The sequence below is a fragment of the Streptosporangium sp. NBC_01469 genome (genome assembly GCF_036227305.1).
Classification (GTDB): domain Bacteria; phylum Actinomycetota; class Actinomycetes; order Streptosporangiales; family Streptosporangiaceae; genus Streptosporangium.
On the sequence record NZ_CP109465.1, the window covers coordinates 7,023,266 to 7,041,615 of the forward strand.

The following is an 18,350-nucleotide window of genomic DNA, read 5'->3' on the forward strand; positions in this document are numbered from 1 at the left end:
TCCCTGCGCCGTACCCGAACTGAGGATCGTCGCTCATGGCTCACACCGTAAGCGGATCGAGACCTTAGTCATAGGGGTCCGGGGTCGCAGCAGGTCAGAGGCTACTTCGTTGGAAATTTCTTCATTACTACCGGGACCCCGCCTCGGCGCGCCGGCCGGGCGCCGTCATGCGCACTCGTCGAGGACGTCCGCCCGGCCCAGCAGGCCGAGCAGGCGGCGCATGCCGGGCGGCACGTTGATCAGGTGGGCCACGCCGTCGCGGCACAGGCCGGTCAGCATGCGCAGGCCCGCGAGGTCGACGAACTTCAGGCGGCCGACGTCGATGATGAGGATGCCCTCGGCCGCCCGCGCCTGGGCCAGGGTTCGGGCGGCCGCCCGGGTGTTGGTGACGTCGAGCTCGCCGATCAGCCGGACCGCGCCTCCGGGCGGGGCCGGGCTGTAGGTGATGCGCAGCGTGCGATCGAGATAGAGCACGGCGTCGACCCATCGCTCACCGGGTACGACCTGCTCCTGGATGGTCACGGCTTCACCGTCAGGCGTTCGTCGTAGGTCGGCTGATGGAGCCGGTAGCCGGTGTTGCCGGGCGCGGGAGCCGGCCGGTGCGGGCCGGTGCTGCACGACAGCCATGTGATCGATCCCCTTCTTGCCCCGGTGCATGCCGACGGGCCTGGACGCCTCCACCTTACGTCGGAACAAAGATACACGAAAGATATTTCCGGTATGCTTCTTCCTATGGTGGTGCCTGAACCTGCCCGTTCCGTAGCGACCCGCTCTGGCGATGCCGGGAGAATGTGACGTGGCCGAAAACAGTTCCGATCAGCCTTCGTCCTCGTGGACCTTCCTGACCCATCACGCCCGGGTCCTGCTGGAGATCGCCCGTGACCCGCGGGCGCGGCTGCGCGACATCGCGGCCGCCATCGGCATCACCGAGCGCGCGGCGCAGGGCATCGTGACCGACCTGCACCAGGCGGGCTACCTCACCCGCTCCAAGGTGGGCCGCCGCAACCACTACACGATCAACCCCGAGCAGCGTTTCCGCTACCCGACCGAGGCGGGTGTGCCCATCGGCGTGCTGCTGGACATCTTCGCCGGCCACGACCAGGCCCACCAGGCCCTCCACGTAGGCCAGCGCCGCTAAACTCCTGGCCACGGCAGCCAGAGCGTGCGCTACCCTCACCTGCTCATCGTGATCTCCCCGCTCATAGGTGAGGTGGCGAGAAAGGCGGTGTCCGAGGTGATCGGCGATCGCGAACTGCACCCGCACGACAAGCTGGGTGCACTAGGTTCTGTGCATGTCGCCGTTCCTGCTCTCCGTGGATGAGCTGATCGAGCTGCGGGCCGGGTACGCCCATGAGCTTCCTGCCGATCTTCGCTCCTACCAGGAACACCTCGCGCACGGCACACCGGTTGTCCTGGCCCCCAGCTCAGGCTCCATCGGACGAGACGGCCTGAGGCATGCGTACCGCATCGCGACCACCGACTGGGGTGGCGAGCTCCGAACCCCGCTCTACACCCGCCAGCGGGCCCAACGCCAACGGCTTCGCCCTCAGCAGGCAGACGCCGACATGCTGGCCGGTGAGACCGCCGATCGCCTGCGCGACGAGTTCCGCGATGACGATGCCTCCATCGCGTTCCTGGCCGGTCGGACCGCGCACTGCTGTGGCCGGATCAGTGAACTCGCCATCTTCGACAGCGCCGGTGAGCCGATCTTCGATCAACCCTTGGCACCGCACAACGGCGAACGCTGGAATGCCCGCGGGGTGAAGGAGTTCTGGCCGTGCGCGCGCGAGCACCAACCTCCGGAAGGCTCCTGGGTACCGTTCTCGCATTGGGCCGGTCAACTCGCCCTGGTCCTGCAGTACTACAACCGCAACCACGCGCTGGAGAACTCGAGGCTGACGGCCCAGGGCGGTCGAGCCCGCTTACACGTCGTGGTGTGGGGAACAGATCTGCTGCAGGCGCTGCATCGCGAGTACGCCTTCGCGCACGGCCACCCCCGCAACGGCAAGATCCAGAAGGTCAAGGACGAGCTTGTCGCCGTGAGTTTCTGTGACCTGCAGATGGCGGATCTGCTGTGGCGAGGCGCCTGGCTGGGCGGCGTCGCCGAGCTCGCGCACCTCACCGGCGCCACCGCCGGCGATGACTGCCGCCTGATGCACCAGCACCTGCGTCGTCTCACTCAGCACCCCCGGCGCGCTGCGGCAGGGGCCGATCGGCTGCCTCGGGCCTCTGCCTTCCCCGTCGGTCCGCCGTCGTCCTTCGTCATGGCCGCCGCGCCGTCGGCGGACACCCTCGCCGAGCGCGAAGGCTGGACGTTCAACCGCGGCCGTTTCACCCCGGCCGACGCCTCCCGGCGCCTCCGCAGGGCTGTCTTTCCGGTCCAGGAGCCGGTCGCCGATCCCGAAGCCTTGAGCGCGGTCACCGGGTTGGACCTGGAAGGCGCCACCGATGTCGTCCGGGTGGCCACGCAGCGGCGGGAACAGGGCAAGCTGCGCCGCTTCCTGCTGGGGCACCGCACGAGCGCCGAATGTGACCTGTGCGGCAGGACGCTTCCGGTCTCCTACCTGCACGTGGCCCATATCAAGCGGCGCGAAGACGCCGACGAGGCCGAGCGCCGCGACCTGGCGATCGTGATGCTCGCCTGCGCCCTGGGCTGTGACGCGCTCTTCGAGCAGGGCGAGGTGTATGTGGACGGGCACGGGACGATTCGTGCTCGCCCTGCCCCGGCCGGATCGTCGACCGATCTTCCTGCCGCGCTCAAAGCGGTGGAGGGCCTGCGCTGCGCGGCGCATTCACCGCTCTCGGAGCGCTACTTCCACGCTCATCGGCAACGTCACGGACACAGCGCCGATCACAGCGTCGATCTCGGACAATGACCCTCTCGTCGAAGCCGGGGCACGACCGCCCGGCTATAAGCGATGGCCGAAGCGGGCTCCGGACCTTCCGCCTGAGGGGTGACCGCCGAGTGACGGTCACCCCGGCAACAGAGCGCTTGTACCGCGGGGTTCTACCCGCCCCGGCTAGAGCTGGATGCTCTGCCGTGCGAGCACGATGACGACGAGCACGACGAACAGGAAGCCTATGGAGCGCCGGACGCTCTCAGGAACCTGCACGCTGATCGAAAACGCGACGTCTGCCATGAAGATCCTTTTCCCGGTGTGAACAATCTGGAAGGACATGCCGAATGCCCTGGACCTTGAGAAAGACGGGTGGCGACGCGCTACACTGACCATGCGATTAGGACAGGTACTTAGCGCTTCGGGCTCCACCCGCGGTCCAGGTACCGCGCGGGCCCGGGCCCCTGGAGTGGGGTTCGGGCACCTCGCGGTACCGGCTAAACATTAGCGGGAATCCGTCGAGCGTGTGGCTATACGCGCGAAAGTCGGCTCGATTCTGCACCTGCCCTTCCCCGCTCCCGGCGCAGATGTCCGCGTTACCTCGCTGTGACCGCCTCTTCCTTCAGCTCTGCCGCCCTGACCTGTGCTTTGTTCCCGCAGCTTGCGATAAACCAGGCGATAACGACAGTCAGAAGTAATCACAGTTAAAAACTGTCGCGAACTTATTACTCCCACCAAAAAATTCGCAGTTAATTACTGCGCAGACTGTCTCACTAGTACTACATCTCTGCTTGTCGATAATCCACGATAATAAACTTCGTTTAATCCTCCAGTGACTACACCGTCGTCCGTAGCATCTGGAGTCTTCTTCGTATCGTGTGATGGACTCCTGCCTCACGGTCTGAAGTGAGAGGAGACTCTCGAAGTTGCGAAAAGCGGATCGGCGACTGCACTACCGACTGTGGGGTGGTGGAGTCCTTGGCGACGCGACTGTCGGCGAACACCGCAACGCGGACCGGACGTCAAGGCGAGAAATCCATGATCACATGTCGTGTCGCCGCGAAACGGCGCCCCGAGAAGGCCGCTGGTGGACGAACAGCGCAGCACTGGCGTCAGAGGCTGTTCGTGGCAAAGCGGCCCAGATGGCGCCGCTCAGCGCTCCGACTGCCCGTGAACAGACGGGCGACCGCCGGCTCGCTCGGCGGCACACGGCCAGCGCCGCACCCCCGAGGCGAGCCGCTCGACGGCTCCGGAGCGGAGCTCGGGCAACCGGGTCGCCGGACGTCCCGGCCACACGCGCTGACCGCAGGCGGGGTGGGGCCGGGCGATGTCTCGGCGGCGGGCCGCCGCGCCGGGAGGTGGCCGGTGCTCACTGCTGCTCCGTGCCCGGCTCCGCCGCGGGCAGCGGCTCCACAACGTCGCCGCCCAGGTGGGCGCGGGCGGCGACGGCGTGCTCGGCACAGACTGGCGGCGGGCCCACCATCAGGTCCTTCGCCGGTCGTTGAGTCGCACGGCCATCTCCCGGGCCAGCTGGCCGAGGCGCTCGCCTGGACACTTAGCCGCGAGTTCGTCGAGCAGGGTGGCCACCATGAGTGCCTCCCCCGCGTCGAGTAGCGGGAGCCGCTCGGTGTGCTCCTGGTCCGTCTCCTGGCGCAGGAAGTCCTCGTAGTCCTCGAGGGAGATGGGGCGTCCGCTGGGGTTGGTCGCTGTAGGGAGGTACAGTCCGGCTCGGCGCCCGGCCCGCAGGAACTCCACGGCGAGCCACATGGCTTCACTGCGATGCTCGTCGCTCAGCTCCCGCCAGGGCAGCGCTTTGGAGTAGATGTCTTCGGCGGTGAGCTGGTGACGGGCCATGACGAGTCGCTAGGCCTCCTTGCGCTCGGCGTCGGGGGTTGAGCAGCATCCGAACCGTCAGTGGCGTTAGCGAGCCGTTGGGACGCGCGTTACCGCCACTGGTCCTGTCGGAAAATACTGTAGTCAATTCCGGCCCCAAACCGGCCGTCCGACATCATGCTTCGTCACTCAATGTCCGATTTTCCGGAGGGTCCGCGGCGCTGGTTGAGTGCCTGTCGGGAAATGGTCTATTGCCGACACCCACCCACCAGCGGCGACTCCCATCCGAACCGTCAGTGGCGGTAACGCGCACTGCGAGAACTCGCTAACGCCACTGACGGTTCGGTTGCTGCTCAACCCCCGCCTACAGCGTCGAGCGCGACGCTTATGCCTGGTGGCTGGCTGAGCATGAGCGGATGTGCACCCGGGGCAAACGCCGACGGGACGTTGCGGTCGCCGGCCAGGGCCGCCTGATCCTGGCCGGGGCACCTTCGCATGCGAACCGGGCACGCTACCCGCGTGACCACCGTGGCCGCGCCGACCACCAGGCCGCCCGCGCTCACCTGCGCATGCAGCGCGACGCGGCCGCCACCCGAACCGCGCCCCGTCCGGCGGCCGCCGCGTGACGAGCGACCGCGCCGACCGCGCCAGATCTCCTGCTTCGCGATGGTGGTGGACAGGATCGGCCCGAAGGCGCTGTAGGGGATCAGCCCACATAAGCCCAAAACCCACATTGGGATGATCTTGAAGGGTTGAGCGGTAGGCCTTCTTACTGGCCCCCCCACTCGGGTCGGCGTCACCACGGGCAAAGTAGCTCCGTGTGATGGGTCAGGTCGGCGATCGCCGGTCATCGCGGTCGCGGTGCTGAGTCTGTCGGGTCGCGCCGACAGGCCTCCGAGGAGGCTCTCTGGCGCAGTTGGCGACGGCGGAGGTGCAGCGGTGGATGCTGTTCACCGCGGACCGCAAGACCGAGGAGCCGCGCACACTGAAACAGCGGCTGACCAAGTTGCGTGAGTCCATCGCAGCGGCGAACCGCCGGTCATGACGGGACTGGGTGACGGCATGCTGGCCGTACCTCGACAAAGAGCGCCGCCGATTTGACCTTGACGCTGCGTCAACTTCTAGCATCGGGACCATGTCGATCACTGTTCTTGACACCTACTCCGCCATGAGGCGGATCCTGCTGGCCCCGGTCGCGGACCGCGTTGACCTGCTGCGTTCGATGCTGGAGCCCACCAGGGGCATGTACCGCTACTACCCCGGCGAGGTCGACCTGGTGGCCATGCACCTCGAAGCGTCCGGGTTCCCCATCGAGCGCGACGAGGGGCGTTGCCTCGACGCGCTCGAAACCCTGGCGGCGGCCGGAGCCTGGGAGCGGATGCAACGCGCCCTCGACGACGCTCTCACCGTACTGCTGGAGGCGACGCCGGGGCTGGAGGCCCCGGACATCACCGTGCTGTTCGTGCTCGGCGATCCGGGTGACGAGCACTTCATGGGTCCCTGCCAAGGAATGACCGGGTTCGGCGGCATCTCGGGCCACATCGTGATCACGCTCTGGCCCTTCCCCGAGAACGTGGAGCGGCTGGAGGCCACCGCTGTGCACGAACTCAACCACAACCTGCGGTTCGGCCCGGGCGGGGTTGTGTGGGACCCGATGACCGTCACGGTCGGCGACCACATCGTCTCCGAGGGCCTGGCCGACGCCTTCGCCCGCCAGCTCTACGGCGACGAGCTCGGCCCCACCCGCATCGGCGTGCCGCACCTGCACGACGACGAGATCTTCGGCAAGGTACTCACCGGGCTCGACGTGACAGGCATGCAGAACTTCACTGCCTGGGTGCACGGCGACCCCAGCGCCGAGCGCTTCGGCCTCACTCCGGTGGGACTGCCGATGGGCGCCGGGTATGCCGCGGGCAACCGGCTGGTCGACACCTACCTGGCGGCGACCGGGCAGACGGCGGCGCAGGCCCTGCACGCCGAAAGCTCGGAGATCATCGCAACCACGCTCCGCCGCGGGTAACACTGGAACGATGGAGTGGACGATCCAGGAACTCGCGACGAGGGCTGGCATCACCAGCCGCACCCTGCGTCACTACGACCGCTTCGGGCTCTTGGCCCCGTCCCGGGTCGGCGAGAACGGGTACCGCTACTACAACCCCACCGCCGTCGCCCGGCTACAGCGGATCCTGCTCATGCGCCGGCTCGGCATGGGCTTGCCGGCCATCGCCGAGGTCCTGGCCGACGATGTGGACACGTGCGACGGGCTCCGCGCCCACATCGCCGCACTGGAAGAGGAACGAGACCGCATCGAACGGCAGATCCGGTCTGTGCGTCACACGCTCGATGCCCTGCAGGCGGGGGCGGAACCGCGAATGGACGTCATGCTGTCGGGGTTCAACGACCGCCACAAGGACGAGGTGATCTCACGCTGGGGCGAGCGCGCGTTCCGCGTGAGCAACGACTGGTGGCACGGCAAGACCCTTGACCAGCAGCGGGCCTGGAAGCAGGCCACCGAAGACCTCGTCGCCGCATGGGTCGCCGCAGCGAAGGCCGGGGTTTCTCCGATATCGGAACACGCTCAGTCACTGGCCGCCCAGCACGTCCAGTGGCTGAGCCAGATCCCGGGCACCCCCACGGCCGACGGCGACCGGGAGCGTTCGATCGCGATGGTGCAAGGCATGGGGGACATGTACGTCGACGACCCCCGCTTCGCCGGCATGTACGACGACGCCGCAGGGGCGACGTTCGTCCGCGACGCACTGCAGGCGTACGCGCGGACTCGGATGTAGCTCGTGTGATTCGCAGAAATGGTCGATTGTGCGAGGTCAGCGCTGTCCTCGTTCGGTGAGGCATTCACCCAGGTCACCATTCGCAGAACTCCTCTCACAACCGGAACGTTCTGAGAGATGGTTCTGAGACGCCCACAGCCTGGGCGAACGCTTCACTTTGCCCCTGGTGACGGCGACCCGAGCGGGGAGCCACCACCGTCGCGGGGCTTGAGCAGCAACCAAGCGGCCAGTCACGATAAGGAGCCCGACGGGCGACTCTTACCGTGACTGGCCGCTGCTGCGGGATCGGATGAGGCCTTGGCCTCTGCGAGGGTCTTGTGGACGACCCCGACGGAGAGCTTCACTCCGGCAGCGATGGTGCGGATGGATTCCCCGCGCCGGCGGCGGTCGAGTATCGCGGCGCGCCTGTCGTCGTCGACCACGGGTCGGCGGCCGCCGACCTTGCCTTGCTTGCGGGCGGTCTCCAGGCCGTTCTTGGTCTTGCGGACGATGTCCCGGCGGCGGTCCTCGGCCAGGGCGAGGGCCAGGTCGAGGATGAAGGAGCGTTCGGTGTGCTCGCCGACGGCTCGGGGCATTCATTCTTTCCCCAGGAGAAGCACCGCCTGGTCTGGGTGATCGACTCGGTTGACGGCTGGTGACACGTTCGTTGACGGAACCTCAACACCGGCGCGTGCGCCACCGCGATCGCCAGTAACATCACGTCCTGGGCCAGGTCCGGAGCCAGGGATCGGCTGGTCACCGTCGTGACGGTCATGGCCTTCACCCGATCCGCTGCAGGGCACGCTCACGGCGTGCCGCCACTGTCGAGCCGGATTCCCCGCGTGCCATCCGCCGCAGCACGACCGGCGCCATGAGCAGGCCGAGCAGCGCCCAGGCGCCCAGCACTCCGGCGGTCTCCAGGTGTCGCCAGGATGCGCCGATCTCGACGACGACCGCCGCGTCCGGCAACAGGGCCGAGCGCATGCCGAGCCCCATCCAGTAGATGGGGAAGATCTGGGCGATCCACTGCAGCCACTCGGGCAGTGCGGTGATCGGGTAGAAGATGCCGGAGATGCCGATCACCGCGAGGAATGGTAGCTGGACCAGCCCTTGGGCGCGGGCGGTGGTGAACATCGAGCCCAGGACCGCGCCGATGGGCAGGGTCGCGACCAGGCCGAGCGCCAGTACCCAGGCCAGGCCGGGCCAGGATTCCGGGCCGATCCGCAGGCCCTCGACGAGGAGTACGCCGGGCACGAGGAAGATCACCAGGTCGGCGAGCAGGCCGCCGGACACCGAGATCACCTTGCCGATCAGGTAGGCGGGCATCCCGTGCGGGGTCGCCTTGGCACGCAGCAGCGTGCCGTCCTCGCGGTCGGCGGTGAGCTGCTGGCTTATGCCGATCATGCCGGTCGCGGCGTTCATGCCGAGGATGCCGGGTAAGGCCACGGCGCCGAGCAGGAGAGCGCCGACCGGCAGGTCCCGGATGAAGAACAGCGTGGCCACCATCAGGGCGGGCCACAGGAAGTGGGAGAACAGCTCGGCGCCGTTGGTGAACGACTGCCGCAGCTCGATCAGGCCCCGGGACCAGCCCGCGCGCAGTACGGTCGCGTTCATCGGGCCACCTCCTCGGCCTCGCGCACCAGCGCCAGGTACGTCTGCTCCAGCGAGGCCCGGTGGACCTCCAGCTCCTGGACGTCGTCGCCGTAGCGGGCGAACAGCTCGCGGGCGAACGTGGTCGAGTCGGGCGTCCGCTCGACGTACCGCCGCCTATCGCGCACCCAGCGCACCTCGTCCTCGCCGGCGATCCGCCGTGCCAGCTCGGCGGCGGTGCCGTCGGCGACGATCCGGCCGCCGTTCAGTACGAGGATGCGGTCGGCCAGCTTCTCGGCCTCGTCCAGGTCGTGGGTGGTGAGCAGGACGGTGGTCTCGCGGGCATCGGCCAGGTCGCGTATGAGAGCGTGGAAGTCGGACCTGGCCTGCGGGTCGAAGCCGGTGGTCGGCTCATCGAGGAACAGCACCTCGGGGCGCCCCACGAGGCCGATCGCCACGTCCAGCCTGCGCCGCTGGCCGCCCGACAGTGTCTTGAGCTTCTTGCCGGCGTGCTCGGTCAGGCCGACTCTCTCGATCAGCTCGTCGGGGTCCCAGGGCCGCGAGATCCCGGGGACGGTGTAGGGGGCGTAGTAGGTGCCAAGGTGGGCGAGGAACTCGCGTACCCGCCATTTGCCGTGGTCGCGCCAGGACTGCAGCACGATCCCGAGCCTGGCCCGCCACTGCTCGTCGCCATGCGCGGGATCGGCGCCGAGCACCGAGACCCGGCCCTGTGACCGGACGCGGAAGCCCTCCAGTATCTCGATCGTGGTGGTCTTGCCCGCGCCGTTCGGCCCCAGCAAGGCCAGAACCTCGCCGTGACGGGCCTGGAATGTGACGTCGTGCAGGACGTCGAGCGAGCCGTAGCGCATGCGCAGCCCGTCGACGTTGAGCACGATGCCGTTGCTCTTCGTCATGAAACGACCTCTCTTCGTGATCAGATGACCTCGTGCCGGCGCACATGCCGGCGCAAGCCCGGCACGAGGGCATGGCGCATCGCGGCCCGAACCGGGCCGGAGCGTGGGGACAGGGGTGCTGGTTACCAGTTTTCGCGCGCGAGCGTCTCCTGGAGGAGATCCATCAGGCCGGCCCGGTCGAGGCCGGCCAGGGCGAGCGCGCGCGGCACGGTACCGACGTCGGCGCTCAGGACGCCGAGCAGCAGATGGGCAGGACGCAGGTCCTTCTTGCCCTTGGCGGCGGCGAAGCCGCGTTCGAGCGCGAGCCGGGCGGAGGCGCCGGGCTTCGGATGATCCTTGGGATCACGGAAGGGTTTCGGAAGGTCGTAGGAGGCGAGGGACACCCCGACCGCGTCGAGGCTGTGCTCGAACTCCCGGTCCAGCGCATCCCTGATCGCCTGCCGCCCGAGCCCCGCCGCCGTCAGCACGCGGTGCGCGGCGGTGCCCTCGACGGCGGCGATGGCTAGCAGGAGGTGGTGGGCCTCGGTGGTGGCAGAGCTTTCCTCCCGCGCCTCGGCCGCTCCCCGCACGATGATGTCGTTGATGTAGTGGTCGATCGTGCTCACTGTCGTCTCCTCAGCGTCACACCGGCGGCGATGAGCCGCTTGGCGTGCTTCTTGTGGACCGCCTGGCGGGTGACGCCGAGCGCCTCGGCGACCTCCGGCCAGCCCCACCCGGCGCGCATGGCCTGCTCCACGGCGGCGTCCTCGATCTGGTCGGCCAGGCGCCGCAGCGCTGCGACCGCCGCGAGCGCGTCGGCGGGATCCTGGGGTACGGGTGCGTCTTGTGCCGGCATACAAGCAACCTTAGTTGCCTATTTCGAGAATAGTCAACTGTGGTTGCTTGAGTGCCCGAGGCTCGGGGCAGGGCGCCCCGGTCCGACCCAACACGGCACCCCGTGTTGGTCAGATCTCGTCGTCGTCCTCGGTGGCGTCCGGGTCACGCAGGTCGCGGATGGCGCCGGGCGCAAGGTCGGGCAGGGCGAAGGTGTAGGTGCCGTGGACTCCGAGGTGGGAGTGGACGAACGGTGACAGCCGAGCCATGTCCTCCTCACGGACGGGGTAGCCCTGGGCTTTGAGCTGGCGGACGGCGGCGTCCAGGTAGACGGTCGTCCAGAGCGTGGCGCAGTTCAAAACGAGGCCGAGGGCGCCGAGCTGGTTTTCAAGTCCGCGTTCGTACCGGTGGTAGAGCTCGCCCTTCTTGCCGTGGCAGATCTTCCGGGCGAGGGAGTGGCGGTTCTCCTGGAGGTTGCGGATGTCCTTGATGTCGCGGCGGTAGGTCTCGTCAACGTCGATGAACTGGAGGATGTGCAGGGTCTTGAAGATCCGGCCGTAGGAGGCGATGGCCTCGCCGAGGGCGGTGGGGTGGCCGTCGCGCTGGAGCATGGTGACGACGTCGTAGGCGCGGACGGTCCCGGTGTAGATCGAGGCAACCACGCGGAGGATGTCCTCCCAGTTCCGGCGGATCTTCCGCAGCTCGATCTTTCCCCGGGCGAATGTGTTCAGCGGTCCGTAGTCGGCCAAGGCGCTGATCCGCCAGCCCTTCTGGTCGGGCAGGTCACAGCCAGGGCCGGCCGGTAGGAGATGCCCAGCAGCTCCAGGAGGCCGAAGACGACGTCTGAGTAAGACCCTGTGTCCGAGACGACGATCTCCGGCAGGTCGCCGCCGTCCAAGCCGAAGATGACGTCGACCATGTGCAGGGAGTCTCGGATCGTCCCGGACACGACCTTCGCGCCGCGCCCCATGCCGCGGTCGTTCATGGCGTTCAGCCAGGTCATGCCGCGTTTGGAGCCGAAGTACTTGCGGTTGGGGCGGGCGAACGCGGCCGGGACCGGAACGACGAACCGCATCCCGTCGACCGCAGCGACCAGGCCACCGCCCCACGCCTGGGCCAGCGGCAGCCCGGCCTGCTTGTCGACCAGCGGCACGTTCGCCAAGCTGAGCGTTTCGGGCCGGAAGTAGTTCTGGTAGACGTGCGATAACCGCGACCGCTCCAAGGCTTCGACGCCCTTCTTGGCGATCGGCCGGTACCCGACGTTCAGCGAGTGCGCGGTCAGGCACGCGGCGACCGAGACCGGCAGGTCCTTCAGCCGGGACCGGCCTCCCGACACCGCGGTGAACGCCTCGGCGAGTTCGGGCACCCACGACATGACCTCCAGGATCGCCTCGGGCAGCTCCACGCGCGGCAGCATCGCCGTGGTGCGGGCCCGCAGGTCGACCAGGGACGGCGGCTCCTCGATCGCCTTCACCCCGGTCAGGTGGATCTTCCCCTCCCCGTCCACCCAGACGTCGGGGTTGGCGACCAAGCGCCCGCCAACTTCGCGGAGGGCGGCGTCCAGGGTACGGGAGTGCTCGGCCAGCAGCACGTCAGGGTCGGCGGGGAGGCTGAGCGCGGTCAGCGCGTCGGGCCGGATCGCCGCCCACTGAGCGCCTTCCAGCAGCTCGGCCTGGGGGTTGCGCCACTTGGTGGAGGCGTCAGCGTAGATCTCGCGGCGCTTCAGACCGCGCCAGAACCGCTCCAGCACGCAGAAGGCGTAGGCGTGCCGGTTCACCGCGCCACCCTCGTGGGCGGGGTGGCCGAACACCAGGCGCTTCCACGGGCCGGTGACCACACCGGCGTCGATCAGGCGGCCGGGGATCAGCGGGGCGGCCAGGCGGCTGCGGTGGGCCAGTACCTCCGGCAGCGCCTTCATCGCCTCCAGCACGGGCGTGCCCTCGGCGTTCGCGCCGAAGGCGATCGTCTCGGGCAGGACCTTCAAGAACCCGGACACGGTGGTGTACCGGCCGACCAGCTCGGTCCGCCAGTCATCGGGATCAGTGGCATCGGCCGACGGCACGTTCTCGTTCACCAGCACCAGCGCGGCCCGCAAGTCGGCGCGGGAGATAACCGTCTCGATCGCCTCCCACACCTCCGCCACACGAACCTCCTCGTCCTCGCCGCCCCACCCGTCGGACTCGAACAGCGCCTGCACCGCGACCGCCAGCCGGGCGGAGGCCTTGGCGAGCTTGGGGTGCTTGCGGACCTTCTCCTTGTTCGCCGCCATCTGCGCCTTGTTCAACAGCTCGGTCGCCATCAACAGGTCCAGCAGTTCCAGGGTGTCGTCGATCGACTTACCCTCCAGATGCCGGACCGTGGCCAGCAGAGTCGCCAGCCGGCGGCCGTCACCGTGCCGACGCAGCGCCGAGGCGTCCGCCCGCATCCCGTACTTGGCCAGCTCACCCAACCGGCGCTGCGGCACCAGAGCCTCCGCGCCCAGGTCCGCGAGCTCCAGCCCCAGGATCTCCGCCACCTGGTCGAGAGCTTTGATGATCGTCGGGCCGGACGCTCGCGGTGGCACGCCCTTGCGCCATCGCTCCAGATCCGACACCCGCGACCCCAGCGGTACTTCCAGCAGCTGGTCCAGGACGTAACGCTGGCCGATGGTCAACAGGCCTTCCAGCACGCCCCACAACCGCTTGGTCGTGTCGTCGCGGATCTTCGCGACCAGCCGCGCCAGCGTCGTCACGCCCGGCAGCAACACCTTCCGCTCGCGCAGCCACCTCACTCCGTCGGTAAAGATCGCTTTTGGGCCGTCCCCGGATGTCCAGGACCGGGCCGCCACCCACGCCACAAACTCGCCCTCGACGGCCCCCACTCGGGTCCGCGCGACCAGCCCCAAAGTAACGCTCTGTAATGTCTCAGAAGCGGTACGTAGTGATCACAGATGGGCGGTACCGGACCGTAGCGACATCTGTGCGGAGCAGGGTGCTTTGCGCATCTATAGCGATCGGGGGAGAAAGGATCCCTGCCGATGCGCAGAGAGTGGGAGCTGGAGGACCTCATCGAGTGCTGGACACTGGATGAGGCCGAGGCCGAGTTACTGGCGAACAAGAGCGGTGCCACCCGTCTCGGGTTCGCGCTGATGCTGAAATTCTTCGAGCTGGAGGGCCGCTTTCCGCGCCGGGAGGACGTGCCGAAGGCCGCGGTGGACTACGTGGCGGGGCAGGTGAAGGTCGACGCGGCGCTGTTCGCCGAGTACCGCTGGTCGGGCAGCACGATCGAGTATCACCGGGCGCAGATCCGCCGGTTCCATGGCTTTCGCGAGCCGACGGTCGCCGATGAGGACAAGCTGACGTTCTGGCTGGCCGACAAGATCTGCCCGGTGGAGACCTCGCGGGAGCGGCTGCGCGCCGCGCTGCTGGCCCGCTGCCGGGAGGAACGTACCGAGCCTCCCACGCCCAAGCAGATCGAGCGGCTGGCCGGCGCGGCCGAGGCGTTGTTCGAGCGGGAGTTCACCGCCACCACAACCCAGCGGTTGCCGGTCTCGGCGGTGGTCGCCCTGGAGGATTTGATCGCGGTTCCCGACCCCGACCCGGAGGGAGAGGGCGAGGCCGGGGGCGCCGGAGCGCGCAGCTTTCTGCAGGAGCTGAAGGAGGACCCGGGTCCGCTGCAGTTGGAGACGCTGCTGGCCGAGATCGTCAAGCTGGAGCGGGTCAAGGCCATCGGGTTACCGGAGGGCCTGTTCGAGGGGGTGTCGGAGAAGGTGGTGGAGGTGTGGCGGGCACGGGCGATGCGCATGTACCCGTCCGATTTCGCCGCCGCGCCTGAGCCGATCCGGCTGACCTTGCTGGCGGCGCTGTGCTGGGTGCGCAAGGCCGAGATGATCGACGGCCTGGTGGAGCTGCTGATCCAGCTCGTGCACAAGATCAGCGTGCGGGCCGAGAAGAAGGTCGAAAACGAGCTGAGCAGCGAGTTCCGGCGGGTGCAGGGCAAACACGGCATCTTGGCCCGGCTCGCCCAGGCGGCCCTGGACTTGCCCGAGGAACTCGTCCGCAAGGCGATCTACCCGGTGGTGGGCACGGCCACGCTGGCCGACATCATCGCCGAGGCCAAGGCGAATGAGAAAGAGCTCCGCACCCGGGTACGGGTCAAGCTGCGCGGCTCCTACTCACGCCACTACCGGCGCGGCCTGCCCAAGCTGCTGCGCGCACTGGACTTCCACTGCAACAACACCACCTTCCAGCCGGTGATGGACGCACTGAAGCTGCTGGACCGCTACGCCGACTCCGAGGCCGTCTTCTACGACCGCGCCGAGATCGTGCCGATCGAGCACGTGGTGCCCGAGGACTGGCAGGAGGCGGTGGCCGATGAACGCGGTCGTATCGAGCGCATCCCGTACGAGCTGTGCGTTCTGGTGGCGCTGCGCAAGGCGATCCGCCGGCGGGAAATCTGGGTCGAGGGCGGCAAGATCTGGCGCAACCCCGAGGCGGACTTGCCAGCCGACTTTGACGACAACCGGGACGTGCACTACGAGGCCCTGAAGAAGCCCCGTGATTCGGCGGCGTTCATCGCCGACCTGCAGCGCCGCCACACCGCAGCCCTCGATCGGCTGGACAAGGCGATGCGCAAAGGCACCACCGGCGACGTGAGGATCACCCGGAAGAAGGGTGAGCCGTGGATCAGTGTCCCGCCGCTGGGCAAGCAGGAGGAGCCGACGGGCCTGAAGGCGCTTAAGGCGGAGATATCCCGCCGGTGGGGCGTGATCGACCTGCTGGACGTGCTCAAGGACGTGGCCCACGTCACCGACTACACCGACGCTTTCACCTCGGTGGCCTCGCGGATCGTCATCGACCCGGCGGTGCTGCAGAGACGGCTGTTGCTCTGCCTGTACGGGCTGGGGACGAACGTCGGGATCAAGCGGGTGGCCGACGGCGTGGCCGCGGCCGCGCTACCGCCCGGGTAGATCGACAACGAGGCGGCGCTGCGGCGCACCCGCCGGTTGTTCATCAACCGGGACAACCTGCGCGAGGCGATCCGCCTCATCGTCAACGCCACCCTGAAGGCGCGCGACACGGTGCTGTGGGGCGAGGGCACCTCGTGCGCGTCCGATTCGCGAAAGTTCGGGTCGTGGTCGGCTAATTTCATGACCGAGTGGCATGAGCGCTACCACGGGCCGGGGATCATGGTGTACTGGCACGTCGAACGGCGCTCGGTGTGCATCTACAGCCAGGTGACCAGCACGACCGCCTCCGAGGTGGCTTCGATGATCGAGGGCCTGCTACGGCACCTGACCGATGCGGAGATCGATCGCCAGTACACAGATACCCGCGGCGCCTCGATCGTCGGGTTTGCCTTCTCCGAACTGCTGAGCTTCAAGCTGCTGCCACGGCTGAAGAACATCGGCTCTGCGCGGCTGTACCGGCCGGGGACCGGCGAGGATGAGGCGTGGCCGCGCCTGGAGGCGGTGCTGTCGAACAAGACCATCGACTGGGATGTGATCGCCCGCCACTACGATCAGATGATCAAGTACGCGACCGCGCTGCGGCTGCGCACCGCCGAGTCCCACCAGATGCTGCGGCGCTTCACCCGCGGCGGCCCCAAGCACCCCACCTACCAGGCGATCGAGGAGCTGGGCCGCGTCATCAGGACGATCTTCATCTGTGAGTATCTGGCGGATGAGGAACTCAGGAGGGAGATCAACGAGGGCCTGAACGTGGTGGAGAACTTCAACTCGGCCAGCAAGGACCTGTTCTACGGCAAGGCCGGCGACCTGACCGGCGACGACCGCGAGAACGTCGAGGTCTCCGCGCTGGCGCTGCACCTCCTCGCCGCGGCCATCACCTACCTCAACACGCACCTGATCCAGATCGTGCTGCGCGACCCGGCCTGGCGAAAACGGCTGAGCCCGGCCGACCGGCGCGGGCTGACGGCTCTGTTCTGGTCCCATCTGAACCTGTATGGCCGCTTCGAGCTCGACATGAGTCGCCACCTGGAGCTGGACGGCGTTGCGCTCGGACGGCCCAGCGCCCCGTGACGCACGGGGCCGACAGGGCGGCGCCGCTCAGCCCTGTCAGCCCCGCCGTGTACTGCCGGATCGCTACTACCGGATCGGCAGGCCCGGTGGCGGGGTCGAACGGCTCCCACCGTTGCACGACGGTCTGCCGCACCCCCTGGTCGAGCTGCGCCGCCACACGGTGTTGCCCCTCGTAGTAGCGCTAGCGGAGCCGGTCGAGGCACAGGTTGGTGATGGCCTTGGTCAGCCATGCCAGTGAGGCCAGCCGGTTTCGGCCTGGCCTCACTGGCCTATGGGCTGGTGGTGTCGAAGCGATCAGTGGCGGTGCTGTCCACGCGGACCACGTGAGGCGGTTACGCGAGCGCCTTCTCGGCGGACGCATCCGGCGCGGCGGCCAGGCGGCGCTTGCGCTTGGGCAGGCCAAAGGTCGGGTGCGAGATGCCCCACAGCGAGATCTGGAGGATGCCCGACTTGATCCGCGCGGCCTTCCGGCCGCCCACGTACTTTGGCTTTGCTTGCGCTTCGTCGTCGACCATCTGCAGGATCCCGTCCCGCCGTCCGAGGCTGATGTGGTTGCCCGGGTAATCCAGCCTGCTCTTCGCAATCTTGCGGCCGGTCAGACGTCCCACGATCGCGTCCGTGGCCTGCCGGCCGGTGGAGCCGGCCGAAGCGCAGGACATCGGCAGCGGCCGGCCGTTGCCGCCGATGGCGTAGGCGCTATCGCCGGCGGCGTAGACGTTCGGGTGCGAGACCGACCGCATGGTGCCATCGACGACGATCTGACCGTTCTCGGTGACCTCCAGCCCGCTGGCGGCGGCGATCGGGGTGACCGCGAACCCAGCCGTCCACACGGTCGCGTCGGACGCCAAGGCGGTGCCGTCGGCGCACAGCACCCGCGTCGCTTCGACGGCTTCGACGCTGGTGTGCTCCAGCACGGTAATGCCCAGCCGGTCACAGGCCTGGCGCAGATGGCTGCGGGCTCCGGCGGACAGCCGGGCGCCCAGCTCGCCGCGGGCGATGAGCGCCACCGACAGGCCGGGCCGGGATTCGGCGAACTCGGTGGCGGTCTCAATGCCGGTCAACCCGTCGCCGACGACCAGCACACGCCCGCCCTCGCCCCGCCTGTCCAGGCTGTCCAGGCGTTCGCGCAGGCGCAGCGCCGCGGGCCGGGCGGTGACGTGGAAGGCGTGCTCGGCCACGCCGGGGACGCCGCAGTCGGCGACGTGGCTGCCGAGCGCGCAGACAAGCGTGTCGTAGCCGAGTTCGCCGCCGTCGGCGTCCGTGACGGCGACGACCTGGCGCTCGGGGTCGACGGCGGTGACACGGGCCAGGCGCAGCCGTATCCCCGTGCCCGCGAAGACGTCGGCGAGCCTTTGAGCCTCGATGTCCTGGCCTGCCGCGAGCTGGTGCAGCCGCAGCCGCTCGACGAAGTCCGGCTCAGCGTTGACCACGGTGATCTCGGTGTCCGCCGGAGACAGCCGGCGGGCCAGGTTCCCGGCCACGTAGGCCCCGGCATAGCCGGCGCCGAGGACGACGATGCGGTGCTTCATGTGTTGCTCCTGTCGGTTCGCTTGCTCCCGGTGAGTTGACTCGGCCC

General features: G+C 68.3%; 15 protein-coding genes and 1 pseudogene. 6 read left to right on the top strand and 10 right to left on the bottom strand.

The genetic code is table 11. The features are described from left to right. Positions 1 to 165 precede the first annotated feature (165 nt). Positions 166 to 522, bottom strand: coding sequence for an STAS domain-containing protein (locus OG587_RS30895; RefSeq protein WP_329081338.1), 357 nt, complete (start codon positions 520 to 522; stop codon positions 166 to 168). Between the two features lie 274 nt (positions 523 to 796). Here OG587_RS30895 and OG587_RS30900 point away from each other — a divergent pair, with 274 nt between their 5' ends. Both OG587_RS30900 and OG587_RS30905 read left to right on the top strand, forming a co-directional pair. After that, a complete protein-coding gene (locus OG587_RS30900; RefSeq protein WP_329081340.1) occupies positions 797 to 1,138 on the top strand; it encodes a helix-turn-helix transcriptional regulator in 342 nt (113 codons plus the stop codon). Positions 1,139 to 1,292: 154 nt separating this feature from the next. After that, on the top strand, positions 1,293 to 2,876 hold the full coding sequence (locus tag OG587_RS30905) for a hypothetical protein (RefSeq protein WP_329081342.1): 1,584 nt from the start codon (positions 1,293 to 1,295) through the stop codon (positions 2,874 to 2,876). Positions 2,877 to 4,319: 1,443 nt separating this feature from the next. On the opposite strand, the gene OG587_RS30910 is transcribed toward OG587_RS30905, so the two are convergent. Continuing rightward, positions 4,320 to 4,691, bottom strand: coding sequence for a hypothetical protein (locus OG587_RS30910; protein WP_329081343.1), 372 nt, complete (start codon positions 4,689 to 4,691; stop codon positions 4,320 to 4,322). A 498-nt stretch (positions 4,692 to 5,189) separates the two neighbouring features. Here OG587_RS30910 and OG587_RS30915 point away from each other — a divergent pair, with 498 nt between their 5' ends. The 3 genes from OG587_RS30915 (at position 5,190) to OG587_RS30925 (ending at position 7,459) form a co-directional block, all read left to right on the top strand. Further along, positions 5,190 to 5,372: a hypothetical protein gene (locus OG587_RS30915; protein ID WP_329081346.1), complete on the top strand. Its 183-nt coding sequence runs from the start codon at positions 5,190 to 5,192 to the stop codon at positions 5,370 to 5,372. A 433-nt stretch (positions 5,373 to 5,805) separates the two neighbouring features. Beyond that, positions 5,806 to 6,690: a DUF2268 domain-containing protein gene (locus OG587_RS30920; protein WP_329081348.1), complete on the top strand. Its 885-nt coding sequence runs from the start codon at positions 5,806 to 5,808 to the stop codon at positions 6,688 to 6,690. Between the two features lie 10 nt (positions 6,691 to 6,700). Then, complete coding sequence (locus tag OG587_RS30925) at positions 6,701 to 7,459, top strand: MerR family transcriptional regulator (protein WP_329081350.1); 759 nt, start codon at positions 6,701 to 6,703, stop codon at positions 7,457 to 7,459. 230 nt (positions 7,460 to 7,689) lie between these two features. On the opposite strand, the gene OG587_RS30930 is transcribed toward OG587_RS30925, so the two are convergent. The 7 genes from OG587_RS30930 to OG587_RS30960 form a co-directional block, all read right to left on the bottom strand. Next, positions 7,690 to 8,034: a hypothetical protein gene (locus OG587_RS30930; protein ID WP_329081351.1), complete on the bottom strand. Its 345-nt coding sequence runs from the start codon at positions 8,032 to 8,034 to the stop codon at positions 7,690 to 7,692. A gap of 184 nt (positions 8,035 to 8,218) precedes the next feature. Then, on the bottom strand, positions 8,219 to 9,052 hold the full coding sequence (locus OG587_RS30935) for an ABC transporter permease (RefSeq protein ID WP_329081352.1): 834 nt from the start codon (positions 9,050 to 9,052) through the stop codon (positions 8,219 to 8,221). Further along, positions 9,049 to 9,942: an ABC transporter ATP-binding protein gene (locus OG587_RS30940; protein ID WP_329081353.1), complete on the bottom strand. Its 894-nt coding sequence runs from the start codon at positions 9,940 to 9,942 to the stop codon at positions 9,049 to 9,051. The genes OG587_RS30935 and OG587_RS30940 overlap by 4 nt, the downstream gene beginning before the upstream one ends. Before the next feature lie 122 nt (positions 9,943 to 10,064). Further along, positions 10,065 to 10,547: a Clp protease N-terminal domain-containing protein gene (locus OG587_RS30945; protein WP_329081354.1), complete on the bottom strand. Its 483-nt coding sequence runs from the start codon at positions 10,545 to 10,547 to the stop codon at positions 10,065 to 10,067. Continuing rightward, positions 10,544 to 10,777, bottom strand: a complete 234-nt coding sequence (locus OG587_RS30950) for a hypothetical protein (protein WP_279779539.1) — start codon at positions 10,775 to 10,777, stop codon at positions 10,544 to 10,546. Before OG587_RS30950 ends, OG587_RS30945 begins: the two co-directional genes overlap by 4 nt. Positions 10,778 to 10,886: 109 nt before the next feature. Beyond that, a complete protein-coding gene (locus OG587_RS30955) occupies positions 10,887 to 11,504 on the bottom strand; it encodes a Tn3 family transposase (protein ID WP_329081361.1) in 618 nt (205 codons plus the stop codon). Beyond that, positions 11,483 to 13,615 (bottom strand): Tn3 family transposase, encoded by a 2,133-nt coding sequence (locus OG587_RS30960; RefSeq protein ID WP_329094061.1) that lies wholly within the window; start codon positions 13,613 to 13,615, stop codon positions 11,483 to 11,485. The genes OG587_RS30955 and OG587_RS30960 overlap by 22 nt, the downstream gene beginning before the upstream one ends. Before the next feature lie 156 nt (positions 13,616 to 13,771). On the opposite strand from OG587_RS30960, the pseudogene OG587_RS30965 reads away from it, so the two are divergent. Continuing rightward, positions 13,772 to 16,774 (top strand): annotated as a pseudogene (locus OG587_RS30965) (Tn3 family transposase). A 332-nt stretch (positions 16,775 to 17,106) separates the two neighbouring features. Here the strand turns inward: OG587_RS30965 and OG587_RS30970 are convergent. Then, on the bottom strand, positions 17,107 to 18,303 hold the full coding sequence (locus OG587_RS30970) for an NAD(P)/FAD-dependent oxidoreductase (RefSeq protein WP_329081362.1): 1,197 nt from the start codon (positions 18,301 to 18,303) through the stop codon (positions 17,107 to 17,109). Between the last annotated feature and the right edge of the window lie 47 nt (positions 18,304 to 18,350).